This window comes from Tsukamurella tyrosinosolvens, from assembly GCF_900104775.1.
GTDB lineage: Bacteria > Actinomycetota > Actinomycetes > Mycobacteriales > Mycobacteriaceae > Tsukamurella > Tsukamurella tyrosinosolvens.
In genome coordinates this window covers 2,654,841-2,671,895 of the sequence record NZ_FNSA01000003.1, presented here as the reverse complement: position 1 = coordinate 2,671,895, position 17,055 = coordinate 2,654,841, and the positions used below count along the sequence as shown (strand labels likewise).

General features: G+C 68.7%; 22 protein-coding genes and 1 other RNA gene. 12 read left to right on the top strand and 11 right to left on the bottom strand.

All coding sequences use genetic code 11. The features are described 5' to 3' along the window. The first annotated feature begins 172 nt into the window (after positions 1-172). The 5 genes from BLW32_RS14585 to BLW32_RS27110 all read left to right on the top strand — a co-directional run bounded on the left by BLW32_RS14585 (position 173) and on the right by BLW32_RS27110 (position 4,666). Complete coding sequence (locus BLW32_RS14585) at positions 173-1,213, top strand: MspA family porin (RefSeq protein ID WP_068740021.1); 1,041 nt, start codon at positions 173-175, stop codon at positions 1,211-1,213. 54 nt (positions 1,214-1,267) lie between these two features. Beyond that, positions 1,268-1,465 carry a hypothetical protein gene (locus BLW32_RS14580; RefSeq protein ID WP_068740019.1) on the top strand — a complete coding sequence of 66 codons (198 nt, stop codon included), beginning with the start codon at positions 1,268-1,270 and terminating at the stop codon, positions 1,463-1,465. Next, the gene (locus tag BLW32_RS14575) at positions 1,462-1,926 is read left to right on the top strand and encodes a hypothetical protein (RefSeq protein WP_068740017.1); all 465 of its coding nucleotides are present in this window, start codon (positions 1,462-1,464) and stop codon (positions 1,924-1,926) included. The genes BLW32_RS14580 and BLW32_RS14575 overlap by 4 nt, the downstream gene beginning before the upstream one ends. A gap of 242 nt (positions 1,927-2,168) precedes the next feature. Further along, on the top strand, positions 2,169-4,133 hold the full coding sequence (locus tag BLW32_RS14570; protein WP_068740015.1) for a hypothetical protein: 1,965 nt from the start codon (positions 2,169-2,171) through the stop codon (positions 4,131-4,133). A 23-nt stretch (positions 4,134-4,156) separates the two neighbouring features. Next, on the top strand, positions 4,157-4,666 hold the full coding sequence (locus tag BLW32_RS27110; protein ID WP_139286177.1) for a hypothetical protein: 510 nt from the start codon (positions 4,157-4,159) through the stop codon (positions 4,664-4,666). Positions 4,667-4,745: 79 nt separating this feature from the next. Here the strand turns inward: BLW32_RS27110 and BLW32_RS14560 are convergent, their stop codons facing one another. Next, a complete protein-coding gene (locus BLW32_RS14560; RefSeq protein WP_068740011.1) occupies positions 4,746-4,994 on the bottom strand; it encodes a hypothetical protein in 249 nt (82 codons plus the stop codon). Next, the gene (locus BLW32_RS14555; protein WP_068740009.1) at positions 4,991-5,362 is read right to left on the bottom strand and encodes a hypothetical protein; all 372 of its coding nucleotides are present in this window, start codon (positions 5,360-5,362) and stop codon (positions 4,991-4,993) included. The genes BLW32_RS14560 and BLW32_RS14555 overlap by 4 nt, the downstream gene beginning before the upstream one ends. 210 nt (positions 5,363-5,572) lie before the next feature. On the opposite strand from BLW32_RS14555, the gene BLW32_RS14550 reads away from it, so the two are divergent. Together BLW32_RS14550 and BLW32_RS27610 are read left to right on the top strand one after the other, a co-directional pair. Then, the gene (locus tag BLW32_RS14550; RefSeq protein ID WP_068740007.1) at positions 5,573-5,905 is read left to right on the top strand and encodes a hypothetical protein; all 333 of its coding nucleotides are present in this window, start codon (positions 5,573-5,575) and stop codon (positions 5,903-5,905) included. A gap of 8 nt (positions 5,906-5,913) precedes the next feature. Further along, positions 5,914-6,090: a DUF7461 family protein gene (locus tag BLW32_RS27610; RefSeq protein ID WP_175546296.1), complete on the top strand. Its 177-nt coding sequence runs from the start codon at positions 5,914-5,916 to the stop codon at positions 6,088-6,090. 110 nt (positions 6,091-6,200) lie between these two features. Here the strand turns inward: BLW32_RS27610 and BLW32_RS14545 are convergent, their stop codons facing one another. Further along, positions 6,201-6,563 (bottom strand): hypothetical protein, encoded by a 363-nt coding sequence (locus BLW32_RS14545; RefSeq protein ID WP_139286176.1) that lies wholly within the window; start codon positions 6,561-6,563, stop codon positions 6,201-6,203. Positions 6,564-6,575: 12 nt separating this feature from the next. Then, positions 6,576-6,788 (bottom strand): DUF6354 family protein, encoded by a 213-nt coding sequence (locus BLW32_RS14540; protein WP_068740003.1) that lies wholly within the window; start codon positions 6,786-6,788, stop codon positions 6,576-6,578. Positions 6,789-6,889: 101 nt separating this feature from the next. On the opposite strand from BLW32_RS14540, the gene BLW32_RS14535 reads away from it, so the two are divergent. The 5 genes from BLW32_RS14535 (at position 6,890) to BLW32_RS14515 (ending at position 11,226) form a co-directional block, all read left to right on the top strand. Continuing rightward, positions 6,890-8,026, top strand: a complete 1,137-nt coding sequence (locus BLW32_RS14535; protein ID WP_068740001.1) for a tyrosine-type recombinase/integrase — start codon at positions 6,890-6,892, stop codon at positions 8,024-8,026. Then, complete coding sequence (locus tag BLW32_RS14530; RefSeq protein ID WP_068740000.1) at positions 8,026-9,012, top strand: site-specific integrase; 987 nt, start codon at positions 8,026-8,028, stop codon at positions 9,010-9,012. The genes BLW32_RS14535 and BLW32_RS14530 overlap by 1 nt, the downstream gene beginning before the upstream one ends. Before the next feature lie 73 nt (positions 9,013-9,085). Next, a complete protein-coding gene (locus BLW32_RS14525) occupies positions 9,086-10,339 on the top strand; it encodes a hypothetical protein (protein WP_068739998.1) in 1,254 nt (417 codons plus the stop codon). Positions 10,340-10,621: 282 nt separating this feature from the next. After that, positions 10,622-10,879 (top strand): hypothetical protein, encoded by a 258-nt coding sequence (locus tag BLW32_RS14520; protein ID WP_068739996.1) that lies wholly within the window; start codon positions 10,622-10,624, stop codon positions 10,877-10,879. 53 nt (positions 10,880-10,932) lie between these two features. Then, on the top strand, positions 10,933-11,226 hold the full coding sequence (locus tag BLW32_RS14515) for a hypothetical protein (protein ID WP_068739994.1): 294 nt from the start codon (positions 10,933-10,935) through the stop codon (positions 11,224-11,226). Here the strand turns inward: BLW32_RS14515 and BLW32_RS14510 are convergent. The 7 genes from BLW32_RS14510 to BLW32_RS14480 form a co-directional block, all read right to left on the bottom strand. Then, a complete protein-coding gene (locus BLW32_RS14510; protein WP_068739992.1) occupies positions 11,223-11,747 on the bottom strand; it encodes a hypothetical protein in 525 nt (174 codons plus the stop codon). The genes BLW32_RS14515 and BLW32_RS14510 overlap by 4 nt on opposite strands. A 73-nt stretch (positions 11,748-11,820) precedes the next feature. Beyond that, positions 11,821-12,247: a transfer-messenger RNA gene (gene ssrA / locus BLW32_RS14505) on the bottom strand. Between the two features lie 60 nt (positions 12,248-12,307). Continuing rightward, entirely contained in the window at positions 12,308-12,940 is a 633-nt protein-coding gene (locus tag BLW32_RS14500; protein WP_068739990.1) for an NUDIX domain-containing protein, read from the bottom strand. Further along, positions 12,937-14,286 carry an adenylosuccinate synthetase gene (locus BLW32_RS14495; protein WP_068739989.1) on the bottom strand — a complete coding sequence of 450 codons (1,350 nt, stop codon included), beginning with the start codon at positions 14,284-14,286 and terminating at the stop codon, positions 12,937-12,939. The genes BLW32_RS14500 and BLW32_RS14495 overlap by 4 nt, the downstream gene beginning before the upstream one ends. 73 nt (positions 14,287-14,359) lie before the next feature. Next, positions 14,360-15,346 carry a hypothetical protein gene (locus tag BLW32_RS14490; RefSeq protein WP_068739987.1) on the bottom strand — a complete coding sequence of 329 codons (987 nt, stop codon included), beginning with the start codon at positions 15,344-15,346 and terminating at the stop codon, positions 14,360-14,362. Between the two features lie 30 nt (positions 15,347-15,376). Then, a complete protein-coding gene (locus tag BLW32_RS14485; RefSeq protein ID WP_074850587.1) occupies positions 15,377-16,453 on the bottom strand; it encodes a protein kinase family protein in 1,077 nt (358 codons plus the stop codon). Between the two features lie 105 nt (positions 16,454-16,558). Then, the gene (locus BLW32_RS14480) at positions 16,559-16,948 is read right to left on the bottom strand and encodes a hypothetical protein (RefSeq protein ID WP_068739983.1); all 390 of its coding nucleotides are present in this window, start codon (positions 16,946-16,948) and stop codon (positions 16,559-16,561) included. Positions 16,949-17,055 lie beyond the last annotated feature (107 nt).

Sequence of the window (17,055 nt, the reverse complement as noted above, 5' to 3'; positions counted from 1 at the left end):
TTCCGATAAGTCTGAACGTCTGGTTCAGTGTTACGGGAGTTTTGTATGGGACTGATGTGAACTCAGTGAGGATGGGGACAACGTGAACCGTGCTGGAGTGAACCGGGCTGCGCGGCGGGGCAACCTGGAGCAGAGGCGCCGAGAACGCGGGATCCGCACACGACTGTGGAAAGTGGCGGCCGTCGGGGTCGTCGGAGCGACCGTGGTCGCCGGTGGCGTGGTCGCGGCGGCTCCGCCCTCGGCGGACAAGGCGCCGCGGCCCGGCGCCATCAAGACCGGACTGTTCGCCGACACCTCCCGGGCGCTCGAGACTCGCGAGGGGTATGTGATCCGGGCGTGGAAGTACGGGGAGGAGCTCCGGTCGATCATCCCGCTCGGCCGTGCCTTGAACACATATGAGGCGATAGTCTCGATCGCCGGCGAAGGCCTGATCGAGTTCAAGGATCCGAAGAACAAGCCGAAGGTGCCGATCCGCAGCGCCTCGATCACGGTGGGTCTGACCTTGGCGTGCGCGGCAACCCCGCAAAACATGCAGCTCAGCGGCACGTTGTCGAACGCGGTGAACGCCTCGGTGACACCGTCGCTCTCCGGCACGGTCGGCGCCACCGCTGGCGGGCAGGGCGGTTCGAGCGGCGGTCAGGGCAGCGGCTCGGTGAACGGGTCCATCACCCCGGGTATCTCGGGGACGCTCGGTGACACGGTCACCACGTCGGGAACCATGACCGGCACCATCGCGCCGGGAACGTCGAAGGACTTCCCGATCGCGAAGAAGAGCCTCGCCGGGCAGTCCGGGTATGTGGTGACCAAGGAGACGCGGATCGCGATGGACTCGTGCCTCGGTGGGGCGCAGGTCCGGGCGTACGCCACGGCGACGCTGTCGACCGATCAGGGTGACTCCGCGATCACCACGTACGGCAAGCCGCTGTTCATCGAGCGCGACAACCCCGGGCCGGCGAAGAATCCGCCGAAGGTCAGCGAGGATCCGAAGCCGGCCCCCGCACCGGCTGTTGCCGGAACCACGATCGCCGCCGCCAAGAAGGCCGAGCCGGTCAAGCCCGCCCAGAAGCCTGCCCCCGCACCGGCCGCGAAGCCGGTCGCTGCGTCCCCGTCGAAGCCCGCACCCGCGCCGGCTCCGTCGTCGTCGGCCGTGACGCCGCCCGTGAAGCCTGCTCCGGCGAAACCTGCCATCGAGCAGCTGGTGCAGGTCCGGTGACCGCGCGCCGCCGAGCAGGGGAGCGGGCGCATGGCTGAACAGGGACGCGGGAGCGTGCTCAAGGATGCGCTGGGTTTCGCCGCCGGCGCCGTGTTGATCGTGTGCTGCGCGGTGACATTGCCGCAGCTCCCGAAGGCGGTCGAAGCGATCGGTCCGTGGCCGGTATGGGGCGGGTTCATCGTCATCACGATGGTCGCGGGCTGGCTGTTCTGGTCGAACATCCAGAAGCTGTACGAAGCGATGCGACGGTGAGCGATCCCGCGGAACTGGACCTCGCCCAGGCGTTGCAGCGGGCCTTCATCGAGGCCGGCGAACCGAGCATCAGCTCAGTCGCGACCGGGTCGGGCGTCTCCCGCCAGCGCCTGTCGGCGTGGCGCTCGGGCCGGCACGTCCCCTCGCGATTCGAGGACCTCGAGCCCGTCGTCGCGTACCTGCGGCTCGCTGCCGGCAGCATCAGCAGCGCCACCGACGGTCCGCTGGGTGCCGAGCGGGTCACCCTCTGGGAGGCGGACCGCTGGAGGCGGGCATGGGCGCGCTCGCTCGCGGCAGACGCCGAACCTGGCGGCGGGGAGAGCACCGCGATGCGGCAGGCCGAGGATCCGCCGGACGAGTACGACCGCAAGCCACTCGCTCTCGCTGTCGTCACCCTCCTGGTCGTCCTCGTCACGGCCCTAGCGGTCGGGGCGTTCTTCTTGAGCAAGGCCTACATCTGATGGTGCTGGAGGCCGCAAGACCGCAAGACCCGCGCCTCTTGCGGGTCCCCGGACGCCCACCCAGAAGGTCACGGTTTGATCACGGAGAATGCTGTGACCAGCGGTCCGGTGCCGCAAGACCGCGCAAGACCCCGCCGGACCGTTGAACCCGCGCCCCCGGCCGTGCTCTGGTGAACCCACCTCCCGCTGATCGTGAACACCGCCGATCAGCACCCCCTTCTCCTCACGAAACGAGGTACCCAGTGGCATCTCCATCCGATCCACCCACCGGCCGCGCCGGCGACACGGAGCAGTTCCCGGTCGCCCGCACCGGCGCGCACGCGGCGCAGCCCAGCGACGCCGCACCCGACTCCGCACCCGCCGACGGACCCGCGCACGCGGTGGGATCCGACTCGGGCTCGGGCATCACTCGTGGCGGCTGGTGGGCCATCACCATCGCGGCCGCGGTCCTGCTGATCCTCGGGTTCCTGCTGACCTTCGGACCGGCCCGGTACTGGACTCCGGTGCCGGTGGTGTTCCTCGGCTACTTCCTCGTCTCCGGCGTCATCGGCCTCGTCTTCTGGAAGGGCGTCCGCGAGCTCCGCGACTCGAACCCGACGCTCCATTCCGGTGACGGGCCCGCCTCGCCCGGCGCCCGGGTCGCCGCCGCGATCGGCGCGGTCGGCGTCGCCTCCGCTCTCGTGCTTCTCCCGGCTGGTCTGTCCGATGCGCCGGCCAACGCGGCGCCGTGCCCGGACGGCAGCAATACTTGCGGCCCGCAGCCGACCATGGGCCCGCAGCCCACCCAGGGCAACGGCGGCAACACCACCGCCCCGCAGGCACCGAACACGACCGTGCCCGGCTACACCCCACCGGACACCCCGCCGCAGCAGGGCAACGGCAGCACCCCGACCGTCCAGGGGCAGGTCCCGACCATGCCCACCGGCGACACCCCGTCCAACGGCTGCATCTTCAACTGCGGCCCCACCCAGCCGCAGCAGGCACCGCAGACCGGACAGGCCACCCCGCCGCAGACCGGCCAGAACCCGGTCACCACCGCACCGAACACGCCCGCGACCACCCCGCAGGCACCGACCACCACACCGCGGCTGCGCACCCCGACACCGGAGACGACCACGTCGACGACCTCGAGCAAGGCGCGCGACCGCGACGACGACGACCAGCAGCGCAGCGGCGACGAAGACCGCGAGAAGAACTCCGGCACCCCGTACCAGGCGGCCGAGATCGCCGCGCTCGCTGGAACGTACCGGCGGAAGAAGACGTCGGACGCGGTCCGCGACGGACAGGTCGTGTCCGAGAACGTGACGCGGACGCTGTACTCGAACGCCACCGCGGTCAGCAAGCCCGTGCAACTGCCCGGCCCCGGTAACGGCGGAAGGATCCCGGACCCGAATCCGGGCAACAATGACCCGGGAAAGATCGACCCGCCTCCTTCGCCACCTCGCGGCACCCCCGGGCCGGGAAACGATGGCGGTGGTGATGCGCCGATCCACCTGATGGACGGCGAAGCGATTGGCGTGGCGTCGAACCAGGGAAATGTGCCCGGGCAATTGGTCTGGGATCAGTCTACCGGCTCAATCTACTTCAGGGACATGTCACCGAACGGATTGGCGATCGCCAGTTTGGTGACCGCGACTGTTAATGGTAAGCCCCGGCCGCTCATTAGTACGGTTGTTGCGGGACAGACTGTGGGTGTGCTTCCCGGGCTCAAGCCGGGCGACGCCGTATCTATTCGCCAGCACACGGCCAATTTGAACGGGACGACCTTCCAACTGCCTGGACAGGTTGTTCCGATGCGGACGCCGGTGCAGGGTGAGACTGACGGCGGACCGGGGCAGTGGATCTACGTTGGGCCGTCCGGCCAGCCAGCCGCTGACTATTACGAAGAGGCGGTGACGTTCGTTCAGCGCGGATGGGTATATCGAGCGGGTGGCAAGAACTTCGACGGGTACGCCAACGGTGCACTGCTGGAGGCGAAGCACGGGTACGCCTCCATCGTCGGCTCGAACGGTGAATTTCTTCCGTTTGCCAAAAGCACCATAGCTGCGATAGTTAAGGAGGCGCAGACCGCGCGGGCGCTAGGGATTCCATTCCAGGTGTATACTTCGACACCGCAAGCGCAAGCCGCTTTCGCCAATGCGATGGGCGTGGTTCAGGGTGGCGTGCACACCGCGATTTATGCCCCGAAGGGACGGGTGACATTTTGATAGAAAAGAATACTGTCAAGGCTGTGAATTTCTGGTGGCCTCGACGCGAGTTGAGCGCTTCCGATGTCGCGAATCTAATCAACGACTTCTTGGAAAAAGGGGCCAATTCGGGGACTCTTCCCAAGAAGTGGTTTCACGGTGCGGACACAAGGGAACAAGCTCTAGAGGGGGCGGCGTTCGATCTGAATGATCAAGACGTGCGGATGTCCGCTTCGGACATCGATCTCGGCGCTGACCCTTACGATCCGGCAGCGTTTGCGCAAATTTGGGCCCCGAGGGTCCGTGGCGAAGAGTCCGGGGCCGACTGGGGCTTGATGGTCAATATCGATCGCGCGGGAGGACTGTGGCCGAATGACCTTCTACGACTGACCTTCACGCCCACGAATGAGGTGAGAGCGCTTGTCGAGGTCGGCGTCGCCGCGCTGCAGCCGACTTTGGTTGAAGGAGTGGTATTCGATCCGGACTGGCTGGAGAAGGTCGTGCCGAACGTGCCAGCACCCGAGCCTGAGATCGTGACCCTGTACGCGCGGTAGATCAAGCGAGGAGAGCCCGCCACCGTGAAGGTGGCGGGCTCTCGCGTCTTCGGCGTCCTCGTCGGGCCGGTGAGGTCAGTCAGCGGGCGCGGTTGAGCTCGCTCAGGTACTCGCCGACGTAGTCGAAGTCGTGGTCGCCGTGCTCGGGGCGGGCACTGAACACCGGCCCGTCGTTCACATTGACGCGCAGCGGGCGATCGCTGCTCATTTCGTCGGTGTTCAGGAAGAACACGATCGCTCCGTCTTTGTCGCTCCAGGTGAACGTGACGTTGACGACGTCATCACCGTTGCGGAACTCGACGGTGCTGTTGGGCCCGAAGGTCGTCACTCGAACACCTCCTTGCTGTCCTGGCGGATCAGCTCGCCGTTCTTGACGATGTAGCGCCAGGAGCCCTCGTGGCGGGCCGTGAACTCGATCATCGAATCCTCGGTGGCGAACGGGGCGAGTCGGTCGAGGAGACTCACGAGCGAGTCCTCGTCGTCGAGGTCCCACGGGCAGTCGAGGAAGGCGACCTTGCCGTCGTCGTACTCGGTGGGCGTGAGCTCGCCGTGATGGCACAGGAAGTCGATGAGCGTGTCGTAGCCCCAGTCCTCCGGCGTCTCGCCGTCGGCAGCCAGCACCGCGAGGTAGGCTGCCTGGGTCTTGTCGGCCGGGACAGTGAAGTTGACCTTGGTGACGCTGACTTCCAGTGCCATGGTGCTCCGTTCATTGCGGGTTATGCGGCAGCGCAGTGGTACCAGTCCCGGCTTCAGCAGCACGCGCGCGGCGCGCCGCGGTACCTGTGGACCTCGCCGCGCCCCATCGGCCGGCGCGGCGCGGGTTCTGCGAGGGTCCCGGTTGACTCGACATCAGCCGACCGGCTGCGGCTCATGCTGGTCGAGAGTCCGAACGAAAAGGAGAGGCGCATGCCTCGCACGATCGAGAGCATTGTCGACTGCCATCGCGCGGCGACCGACCGGCACGCGCGGGGTCTCCCTACCTGGGACCAGACCATCGAGATCAAGCACCTTCTTGGTGCTGACGAGCACGCCGCGATCGAGGTCGGCAAGGCGATCGCGCAGGTTCTGCGCCGGTCCCGGTGGTCGAGCGACGATTCCGAGGTCGCGGAGCTCGCGGAGTTCTTCGACGAGATCGAAGCGGACTGGGAAGGCCACTACGAGGCCCCGGTGGACCGCCTCAATGCACTGCTCGACGAACTGTACGACCGCGCCGACTACGCCCGAGTCTGGATCAGGTAGGGGAGCGCATGCCTGCGACGGTGAGCATCGAGGAGCTGCAGCGCCGGTACGACCACGCCTGCACGGTCGCGCTGATGGCGGTCGGGCAGCCCGATCGCGCGGAGCAGGTGGCCTACCGGGACCAGCTCTATCGGAACCTGCAGGCTGCGCGCGAAGCTGCCGGCGCGGAATCCACCGACGAGTGAGCAGGGCCTGCGCACCCGGGGTCCGAGGTGGGGCGCATCGACTCGTGCCGCCGAGGCCTAGCGGTCCAGTAGTCGAGTCCGGCGCGAACGTCGGCCGGCGAAGTAAGCTGTCAGACGGGCCTGATCGCTGTCGAGTACTCCCGGCGTGGCCGGACGGACGATTCGTACAAGACCCACACGAACCCACCTTCCCGCGCCTTCTCCACGTGGGTGACGGTGCCTTTCGTGCCAGCGGTGACTGACTCGACGCGATCGCCCTCGTGGAACACGGGCTCGCCCGTCACGAGGCGCGTCGCATCAGCGACCAGGACCGGTTCGCGGTATGTGCCGAGCTCCAGGTGAGGCCACTCCGCGACGGCCTCCGGCTCGATCTCCACTACGGTGCCGACCTTCCGTGGATCGTTGATGTGCGCGATGCGATCGCCGATCTGTAGGGCCCGATCCGGCCGCTCATAGTTCACGTGCTCCGCCAAACTCAACCCCAGTTAGAGCGTTCGCCGGTACCCGGTGCTCGTCGGCTTGAACCGGTCGAGACGGATCTGCGTGGTCCGCCCGCTGGTGTCGTTGATCTCGGTGACGGTCGCGTGCGTATCGCCGACTTCGAGGACCCGCAGTTCCCGTCCAGCCATGCGCTTGTCGTTGTCGGCCCACACCTGGCCCTTCTCGACACCGTGCGGGTTGTTCGACGCTGCGCTCACGGGTTCACCTCTCGTTGATGTTCGCCGGAGGGTATCCGGCGCCGCGTGGTTGCGTGCGCCGGGGCGCGGCGATAGTCCAGGAGCCCGCTAACCTGTTGCACATGCTGGTGCCGGCGCAGATCGTGCCTGGGCCCGTCCCTGATCTGCCGATCGCATTGCGCGAGCGGATCGCGCGGGCCGCTGGACGCGCGCACGCACCCGGGACTGTTCGAGCGTACGACAGCGCCTGGCGCCGCTTCACCGAGTGGTGTGCGCGCGAGAAGTACCAGGCGCTGCCGGCCGCGCCGGCGGTCGTCGCGGCCTACCTCGTCGACGCCGCCGACACGCTCGAGCCGGACGGCACCCGCACCTACGCAACCTCGACGCTCACGAAGTGGGTGGCGGCGATCGGCGACCGTCATCGACGCGCGGGAATCGCTGAGCCGCCCACCAACACGGAGATCGTGAAAGCGACGCTCGGAGGAATCCGCCGCGAGTACGCGGACGCGGGGGACAGGCCACGTAATGCGCGAGCCCCGCTCCTCACCGATGACATCGTCACGATCATCTCCGCAGCTCGCGAACAGGTCGAAGGGTGGGCGGCGGACGTCTTCGAGCGTCGCGACTCCGCCGTTCTGCTCATCGGGTTCGCCGGCGCCTTCCGCCGCGAGGAGCTCGCGAACTTCACCGGACGCGACGTGCAGCTCCACCCTCTCGACGGCCTGCACCTGTACAAGAGCCGCTCGAAGACCGATCAAGAAGGACTGGGGCGGCGGCATGCCGTCCCACGCACGCAGGACCCGAGGAACTGCCCGCCCTGCGCCTACACCCGGTGGGCCGAGATCGTCGAAGCAGCCGACGCCGGCGGTCGCACCGCGGTGATCCGGACCGCCTCTTCCGCGCTGCCCTTCGGCGAGCTGCATGTCTGTCGTGGCGCCCACCCGCGGATCGGACCCCGGCGTGCCCTCTTCCGCCCCATCGGGCAGAACGGGCTTGTCGCGGCGCGCGGACTGTCCGAGGCGTCCATCCACGCGATCGTCTGCCGGCGCGCGCTCGGTGCGGGGTACAGCCCCGAACTCGTCGAACGTCTCGGGGCGCACTCGCTGCGGGCCGGCTTCGTGACGCAGGCGTTCCGCAACGGCGCCGACGCACACGCCATCATGCGACAGACCGATCACCGGTCAGCGGCGATGGTCGAACGCTACGCCCGCGAGGAAGCGCCGCTGATCGGCAACGCGGTCACCTCGCTGGGGCTGTGATGGCTGGCGGCGAGCGCGACGCCGCGGTGTGGTCTCTGTTCACGGACTGGTGCAGGGCGACCGGCAGGAACGAGCTGCCGGCACGGCCGCTCGATCTCGCCGAGTTCATCAGCGCCTGCCCAGCTGTCGTGGCCACCCAACGGCGCCGGGTCAGCGTCATCAACCAGGTGCACCGCCAGCGCGGGTTCTCGCCCCCTGGCAACGCTGTGCGCGTGCGCGAGCTCCTGGATCGGCGCCGCCGCGGACGTCGTGAACGGGCGGTCCCTCGCGTGATCGCGGCGCTGAACCGGCTCGAGGACGGGGACCGCTGGGAGACTCAGCTGCTCGCTCGCCGAGACCGGATGCTGCTTCTGCTCGTAGCCGCAGGGACGCGACACGTGCAGGTGGAAGCCATGAAGTGCGGAGATCTGTCGGCCGCGGATACCCGCGGAGATTCGATCATAGTTCGAGACGGCGCTGACGAAATCGAAATAACGTGCGAACTGTTGCAGGGCTCGACATCGCCGCGACGTGTGCTTGAGGACTGGATCGCGGTGCGCGCCATCCAGCACGCCGTACCGACCACGCGCGCGACGCAAGCATTGCTCGAGGGCGCTGCGATCCGAGGGCTGGGCGAGCCTCCTGCCGGCCTCCCGCTCTTCACACCGCTCGACCGATGGTGCGCGCCGCCGCTCGACGATGACACCCTGTCCGCGTCCGCGGTCGGCGCGATCGTCACCCGCCTGCTCGCAGGCGAGCAGACCAGAACAGCTCCTCTACCTGCACGTGTCGCGTCCTCGGCGCCGGAGAATGGGGCGCCCGTCCCAGAAAAGTTGGCCGTGCCGACTCTCGACCCGGATGCGTTCACCCGTGGTGTCGCGGCGCGGCGGCGGGCCCTCGACTCGCTCGACACGGTCACGGAGGCGCTCGACAGCGTCGAGGACCGCGCGGACGCTCTGTTGGAGAACTTGATGCGGATCCTCGACGAAGCCACCTCGCAGCGCTAGGGCGAACGAAGCGCGCTGATCGCGAGCGCGCCGAGCTGACGGCCGCGCGCTCCTCAGCAGTACCGTCCGCGCCATGAAGCTCCTCGACAAGCTCAGTCCGAGCCGGCGCCGCCACGAGTTCCCAGACCCCGCGGTGCAGCGCGTCCCCGCGGTCGAACCGCCCAGTGAGCGGATCCCTGCGCTCGCCTACCCGCCGAACTGGTCTGTCGTGTCGTCGTCCGGCGCGGCTGCGCAGCAGTACCCGGAGTGGACGCTCAAACTCGGCGTCGGCGCCGAGGGGCCGGTCGAATTCAGCCCGATCGTCGACCGGAACCTCCTGTGCGTCTCCGGCACAGGAGCCGGGAAGAGCGTTCTCGCCCGCGGCCTGGTAGAGCAGATCCGCGCCGCGGGAGGTCAGGTGATCCTGGGCGACGGCCACGGTCTCGACTACTACGCCTACCGCGCCTTCCACGTCGGTGCCGAGCTGCCCGTTCCCGGCGTGCTCGCCGGGGGCAGTGGCGCGAGCGCTGGTAGCACCGACTACCTCGCAACGGTGGTGCTCGCTCACCAGATCCTGAAGCAGCGCAAGCACGAGGCGGCATTCGAAAAGCCCCAGCTCCGCGACCTCACGCCGCTGTTTGTGATCCTCGACGACGCGGCCAGCGTGCGCCGGACGTGGGAGATCACCCGAACGAAGCGTGATCTGGCTGCGATCGACGTGATGGTCAGCGACCTGCTCGCGAACGGACCGGGTGTCCGAATCCACCTGGTGGTCCTGACACATGACAGGATCCCCACAAGCTGGGGGCAGAACAGCCAGGTGGTTCTGCTGGGCCGGACCGGCCCCTTCGTCGCGCGCCAGGTGTCTACACTCCTCGGGCGCGAACTGATGGACGGTGAGCTCACCCTGCGCGGGCACCGCTACCCCGGCCGCGGACTCTACCTCCGACGGGGACACGAGCCCGTGGAGCTCCAGAGCTACTTCAGCTGGGCTCCGGGCGAGACGCTGAGCCCCGCCCACGGTCCGGCGAGCGCCGGCCGGCACTGGGGCTCCTTCAAGGAGTCGGTCTCGGACGCGGTGCCGCGTCTGTACACGCGCCAGTGGTTCAAACTCGACCGCAAGTCGAAGGCCCAGCTCGAGGAAGAGAAGGTGACCGGGCGTGACCGGGGCTTCGTCGACCTCGAGATATTCACCGTGGAAGAGCTTCAGGGGCTTGTGCGGATCGGTCTCGACAAGAGGCTCGCGTCGGGCGAGGTCGTGCGTGATCCGGATGCGCTCAAGTTCGACCCGACGAGCGATCAGTACGTGGGCAGGCGTCCACCCGAAGGGGTGCGCGAGAGGCTCTGACCGCGAGGTGACGCTCGCGTGATTCAACCGGGCGCGGTGGGGGTGGCGCAGCGCGGATCGCCTCGATGATGCGCGCATCAAGCCAGGGCGCCGGTGGCATGTCGTCGAAACGACCGCCTTCCGCTACGAGCAGGGCATCGAGCGCGCGGCGCCGGAGCGCTGCATCGGTGTCAGGGTCCATACCCATTAGACGCACCGGCGGCCCGCACGGTTCCATCGTGTCTTCGAGCCCGCCCGCGTCGCGGAACAGTCAGCGCTCGAGATCCGTCTACGGTGCGCGCCATGAGCGACGACACCGAGGTCCTGTCCACCGACGCCCGGCTCCGCGGGCACGTCTTCTACGTCGACGGAGACTGGTTCTTCGACGTCGACTGGGTGCGGCCTGACGGCACCCGGGACACCGACATCAACTCGTACGAGTACGGACTCATCGACCCGGGCCCCGACCCACGACTGTCCGGGATGCGGATCGTTGAACGCATCATCAGCGAGTTCGACGAGAAGTACCGCGACCTGCCGTACGGAAGCCCCCGCCCATAGCGCGCATCGCGCCGCGCGGCTGTATCCAGGCCGCCAAGCCCCACCATGCCGACATGAGCATCTCCGAGTACGCGACCGAGACCGTGGCAACCTGGATCATCAGCGAGGGCGAGGAACTGGCCGCGTTCGGATCCCGCCAGCGCGTCGCCTCCCACGCGGCCGACTGCGTCCGCGCCGGCAACCTCAACGCGCTGCGCGAGCTCGTCGATCAGGCAGTGCACCGCACGCACGGAGGCCGCTGGTCCGCGGCACACGAGGCGCGTGACGTTCTGCTCGCGGAGGGCGGACTCGATGTCGTCGACTGGGACGAGGTCGCTGACTCCGTGCGCCAGTCCGCGATGATCTAGCGCCGCAGCCGCTCGCGGTGCCTGTACAGCACAGCCTGCATCTGCAGCACCTGCGTCGAATCCTCACGCAGACCGTTCGCGGCCAGGAGCTGCACGCGCGCCGGCACGTAACGACCGCGCAGGAGCGATGCCGCCCGAGTGGGATCTACGGCGGCGAGATCCGGGTTCAGGATCAGGTTCCAGGCGTTGTCCGCCAGCTTCCCCTGCCGGCCGTGTTCGTCGTTGCAAGATCTCCCGATGAACTCAAGGTACGGCTCGCCTTCACGCCTGGTGACCGAGTCGACGGCGGTGACGATCGACTCACGCACGCCCGCTTCACGCAGCGCTGTCAGGCTCATTCCGGTGTCCTCGACGATGTCGTGAACCCAGCCGAGCTCGACGGCGTCCGGCCCGAAGACCGCGAGGGACTCCGCGATGGGGCGCAGGTGGCCGTCGAAGTAGTCGCGGCCGGCCTTGTCAACCTGACCCCGATGCGCTTCGCGCGCGAGCTCGACAACCTCGGGCAAGGTGAGTGTCGCCATGCTGTTCCCTTCGGATAGTGATCGAGGTACGCCGAAGGCCCGCAACCTTCCCCGGTTGCGGGCCTTCGCCTACTGGTGGAGCCGCGGGGAATTGAACCCCGGTCCTGGCAGCTTCGTCATCCGCGTTCTACGTGCGTAGTCCCTATTCGTCGTCCGGAGCGTTTCGGGCAGGGACACCCTCATGCTCGACCCGGTTACCCGCTTGGTGTCTCACGCAGCGTTGGGGCGGGAAGCCCGTTCTGCGCCAGCCGTACTTGGTGGTTGAAGGCCCGGGGGAGCGTCGGCGGTCTCCCTGGTTCCGGGCCGGTGCCTAACCGATCAGGCGGACGCGAGGACAGCGCCGTTGGCGAAGTCCTCGATCGTCTGCAGATCGGCGTCGGACACGAGCGAGTCGTTGTCGTTCGCAGTTGTTGCTTGGCTCCGACGCTTGCAGTGGTCGAGAGCCATTCACTGGCACGCTGTTCAGTTGTCTCGTCTGTCAGTCGAAACCGATCGGCCCCGAGCGATCTCTACTTTAGAGACTGTGCGGGCGACGCGCAAGCGACGGGGACCGAGGCGCGTCAGCGCGATGGCCACCGCCACAGGACGCCAGGACGGCCGCGGCCGCGTCGCGGCGCCTCTCCGGCGCGTTCCGCGACTCGCTCGATGTCACGATTGAGGTTGCCGCGATCGACCGCGCGGCCCGCGAGCGACTCGGTGATCGCGAGCGCGGTCCGCACCTCGAACTCCGGACCGGTGAGGGCCTTGGTGAAGTCGCGATCGGACCAGAGTTTCGAGGCGAGCAGCGGGCGAACGTCAGCCAGGATGCGCTCGTGGTCGAACGCGAGCTCGGGCAACGCGTCCCAGTCCACCCAGCGTGCGTCGTCCGCCTTTGGCAGCGCAAGTTCGCGGCGTGTCGCCACCCAGGTGGCGACTGACAAGGTCGGTCCGCGGGGATCGCGGTTCGGCTCGTCGAAGACGACGAGCTGGCCGGCGCCCGAGACCTGCTCCGGCGACACGTGGGCCTTGCCCGCGGCCCGGGTCGCGGCCGCGGTGATCCGCTCTCCGCTGCCGAGGAGGACTCCGGGCAACGCCCAGTCCCCGAGGAAGGGGTCGGCTGCGCGCCGGTGCACCAGCACCCGGGTGCCTGTCTCATCGCCGCGGAGAACGACCGCGTCGACGGACACTGCGGACATCGGCGGCCGGTTGCTCATGCCGCGATCCTCTCACCGCCGAGGGGTAGCTCCTGGACTCGGTCGGCGGTATCCGGGCCGGTGGCCGTAATGAGTGCGGGGGCGCCCGCCGCTCGAGCGAGCTCGTGCGGGACCTGACTCGGCTCGACGGGCTCGAGCCGCGGGGTTGCCGTGCGGGCAACCGCGGTGAGCCGCTCCTGGTGGGCGAGGTCGCGGTACAGCCCGAGGCCGTACGGATGGACGGTGTCGCCGTAGGCCCGCGCGATCATCACCGCACCGTCCGCGGCGGCGACGGTGTCGAGATGGCTGATCGAGAGGGCGTCGAGGCCCCCGTGCTGACGGCAGACGTGCGCGGCGTACCGCACCAGCGGGAGGTCGACGTGACCGACCCGCCAGCCGCCCTGGTACCTGCCGGCGCCGTTGTGCGGCTCCGGGAGCACATCACGCAACTGTTCGTCTTCCGTGGGCAGGGGCCCGTGGCCGTGACGGGTGGCGTAGGTGCGCAGCACGCCGACCACCTCGGCGGGCGGAAGACCAGCTTCAGCGAGCAGCTCCTGCGCGGCGCTCGGCAGGGTGGTCGACCACGTGGTGTGCGGATGGAGTCCGCGCCATTCGTCGAGCAGCACACCCTGGGCGCCCTCGAACAGCAGGTGTCCGCGCTGAGCGGTTCGGAAGAGGTACTCCGCGTCAGTCGCGGTGCCCACCGCACCGCCGAACTCGACGAGGGTCTCCACCATCTCGTCGATCGGTGCGAGGGTGTGCGGCCCGCGGGCCAGCAGCGGGCCGTAGAAGGCCTCGAGCGCGGTCAGGCGCGCTCGCACCGTCGCCGCGTCCTGGCAGTCGGCGACGGTGAGCGGAGGCTCGTCGGCGTCGATGTCGGCGGTGATCTCCCACAGCGTGCGACCGGCGCGCAAACCCGCTGCGTGGGCGAGGGAGTACCAGCGGGTCTCACCGATGCCGAGCCCGCACGAGCCGTGCGGGTTTCCACCGCGCAGCTCCTCGCGGGTACGGTTCGCCGCGCGGTGGATCGGCGTGGCGATCAGCGCATCCGGACTGACGGTGACGAGCGAGAGCGGATCGTTGACGCCGAGTGGGCGGAGCTTCTCGGCCTCGGCGGCGAGCATCCACGGATCCACCAGCACGTGCCGACTCAGGTAAGTGGGCGTACCCGCGAAGGTTCCGGAGCCGAACAGCCGGAACGTGTGGTGACGGGCACCGTCGACGACGTTGTGCGCTGTCTGGGCGCCGCCGTTGAACCGGACGACGGTGGCCGGCTGTGTCGTCGCGGCGAGATGGGCCACGGTCGCACCCTTCGCTTCGTCCCCGAAGCCGAGACCGACGACGATCGTGTGCGGGTGAGCGGGCATGTGGAGGTCTCCTGTTCGTGAGGGCACCGTGCCGGCGGCCAGCGATGGCCCGGCCGCCGGCACGGGGTGACGGTCAGGCGAGGTCGTCGCCGGGGCCGGTGAGGTTGGCCGGGAGCGTCGCCGTGGTCGTCGCCGACGCGACCGCCGATCCCGCGAGCGGGGCCAGCGCGCGGCCGACGGCGCCGCCGGCACTCGAGCCGACATCCGCCAGATCGGCCAGGCCCTCGTCGAGGTCGACCACCTGCTCGAGCATGCCGACGGTGACGCCGATGAGGTCGCAGACCGCCGCGGGGTCATCGAGGAAGAGCACGCGCTCGTTGAGGATGCCCTTCCAGTGGCCGCGGACCTGGGGGTCGTCGAAGTAGCTGGTCTGCTTCGGGAGGATGAAGAACACCTCCCACTTCTCCTGCAGCTCGCGGTAGATCGAGGCCACGTCGATGTCCTCGTGCACGTCGTCGCCGATGATGTTGCGGATGTGCTTGGCCTGCAGCCGCGGCTTGTTGAGCTCGTCGCCGATGATGAACAGGTAGCCCTTGCGGCCGCGCTTCTCCCAGGAGTCGGTCGCGGTGTGCCGAGCCAGGAAGTACGCGGCGAGCTCGTAGCTCTCCGACTTCTGGCCGCCACCGTTGCCCTCGAGGAAGATGTTGCGCAGCTGCTCGTCCATCCGGTTGTCCGACTCGAACTGGCCGACCTGCAGCGGCACCCGATCGGTGTCGGCGTCGCCGATCGCGCCGAACATGATCTGCGGATCGGTGGCGTATCCCTTGCGCAGCAGCAGGCCGTGGAGCTTCGCGAGCTGCTTCTGCATGGTCACCGGCACCGACCCCATCGAGCCGGTGACGTCGAAGAGGACCGCCATCGGCGTCGACTCGGGGTGCTCGGCGCTGTCGCGCGACTCGCGGACAGTGACGCCCTTCGGGTCCAGATCCGTCTGGGCCTTCCACTGCGCGCGCGACAGCGAGCGCGTGCTGTCGCTGTAGCCGAAGTCGCTGACTCCGGACCGCGAACGGAACGTCGCGGCGGCGTTGTAGGCGTTGTCGGACCAGTTTCCGTTTCCCATGGTGTTCTCCTTCTTCGGCGGTCGTCGGCGTCAGGCGGCGCTGACGGTGTACGGGAAGCGCCGGAACCTCCGGCGTCCGTACAGGTCTTCGAGCAGTTCGTCGTATTCGCCCAGCAGGCCCGCGGCGTCGGGGCGCATGGTGGGCGCGGGCTGCATGCAGCCGCGGGCGAAGGCGAGCTGGCGCCGCTCCGTCGGGGCCAGCATCGAGCGCATCAGCGCGTGGGCCATGTAGACGTCGAGGGCGGGGGAGGCCTTCTCGTCGGCGTCCGGCGGGTAGGCATCGGTGCGACTGGCGATCCGTCCCGGCAGCGGCTGGCCCGCGGTGGTGGACAGCGACCAGCCGGCCAGGACGACGCCGTGACCCTCCGGTTGGATGAGGACGTTCTCGGCGACGATCGCGCCGTGGACGACGCCGGCCAGGTGAGCGCCCGCGATGGCGCGGAGCAGGCGGCGGTGGATCCAGGCCCAGTCGCGTCCGTCGAGGCCGCCCAGCTGTGCGGCGACGGTAGCCAGGTCGACGAACCCGTCCTCGGCGCCGAGCGGACCCAGAACGTTCACCGCACGCTCGGTGCCGGCGCCGTCGGACAGGGTGGCCGTGTCGAGGAGCGTCGGGAAGTACGGGGCGAGCCATGCGTTCTCCGAATCGGCGGTGACCTTCGCGATCGCGGCCAGCGCGGTGCGCTCGCCTTCGATGAACCGACTTGAGGTGGCGCTGCGTGGGATCTTGATCGCCACAGGGTCGCCATTGGCGGCCGCGCCGCGATACACCCCGGAGACGGTGCCTGCGGTGGGTTCGCCGGCCGCGGTGTAGGTGCTGTGGCGGCCGACGACGATCAGGTCCGGGGAGGTGGGAGCCGCGTGAGGAGTGCGTGCGGCGACGCCCTTGGTCCAGCTCTGGTACAGGAACGTCAGGCGGTCGAAGGCGGCCGAGGTTGCGACGGGGTCGAATCCGGCCGCGGCGGCGCGATCGGGGTGCAGGTGCGTGGCGTAGACGCGGAAGATCCGCTTGGCGGCGCGTGCGGGACCGCCGAAGGGCCCGAACAGGTCCGCGCTGGTCTTGGCGTTGGTGACGTCGGCGAGCATCTGCTCTGTGGTCCGCTCTTTCATATTTCTAGTCTATACGACTAGAAATAGATCGCAAGCGGCCAGCGGAAGTTCAGCCATCCGCTGTGCGTGGTGGCACCTCGCGGGCCGCCCTGGGCGCGTGAGGGATCAGCCGCCGAGGGTGAAGTACAGGCAGATGACGGAGTCGTCAGCCGCGGCCACTGCTGCCTCGGTGGCAGCCAGAACCTGGAAGTCGCCGAAGAGTCGCGCCGAGGCGTCCAATCGGAAGTCCGGGGCTCCAGGGGTGGCGGCCAGTCGTCGTGCGCCACGATCCCAGATGAATCCGCTCGCACGATCGACTTCGAGCGCTTCGAGAACCTGCCCGTCGTGCGCGCCCATCCACGAACGGAGGTCGCCGAGTGGGGGCGCGGACGCGAAGCGCCGCTCCCACCGCGCTATGAGCTGCTCTTGCGCGGGAGTGGACTGGCCGGCCGGCCGCCACGTGTGGCGGAAGCGCTCGCGCAGCTGCGTGAACAGGGCATGCAGTTCCGGGTGCATGCCGAGCACTCTGCCCGCGATGACGCTAGGTCGAGGCGCAGGGCGCACCGCCGAGTGGCATCGGCGATGCGCGCCCCGAGCTCCCGCCCAGGCACCGCGGTGGTGAA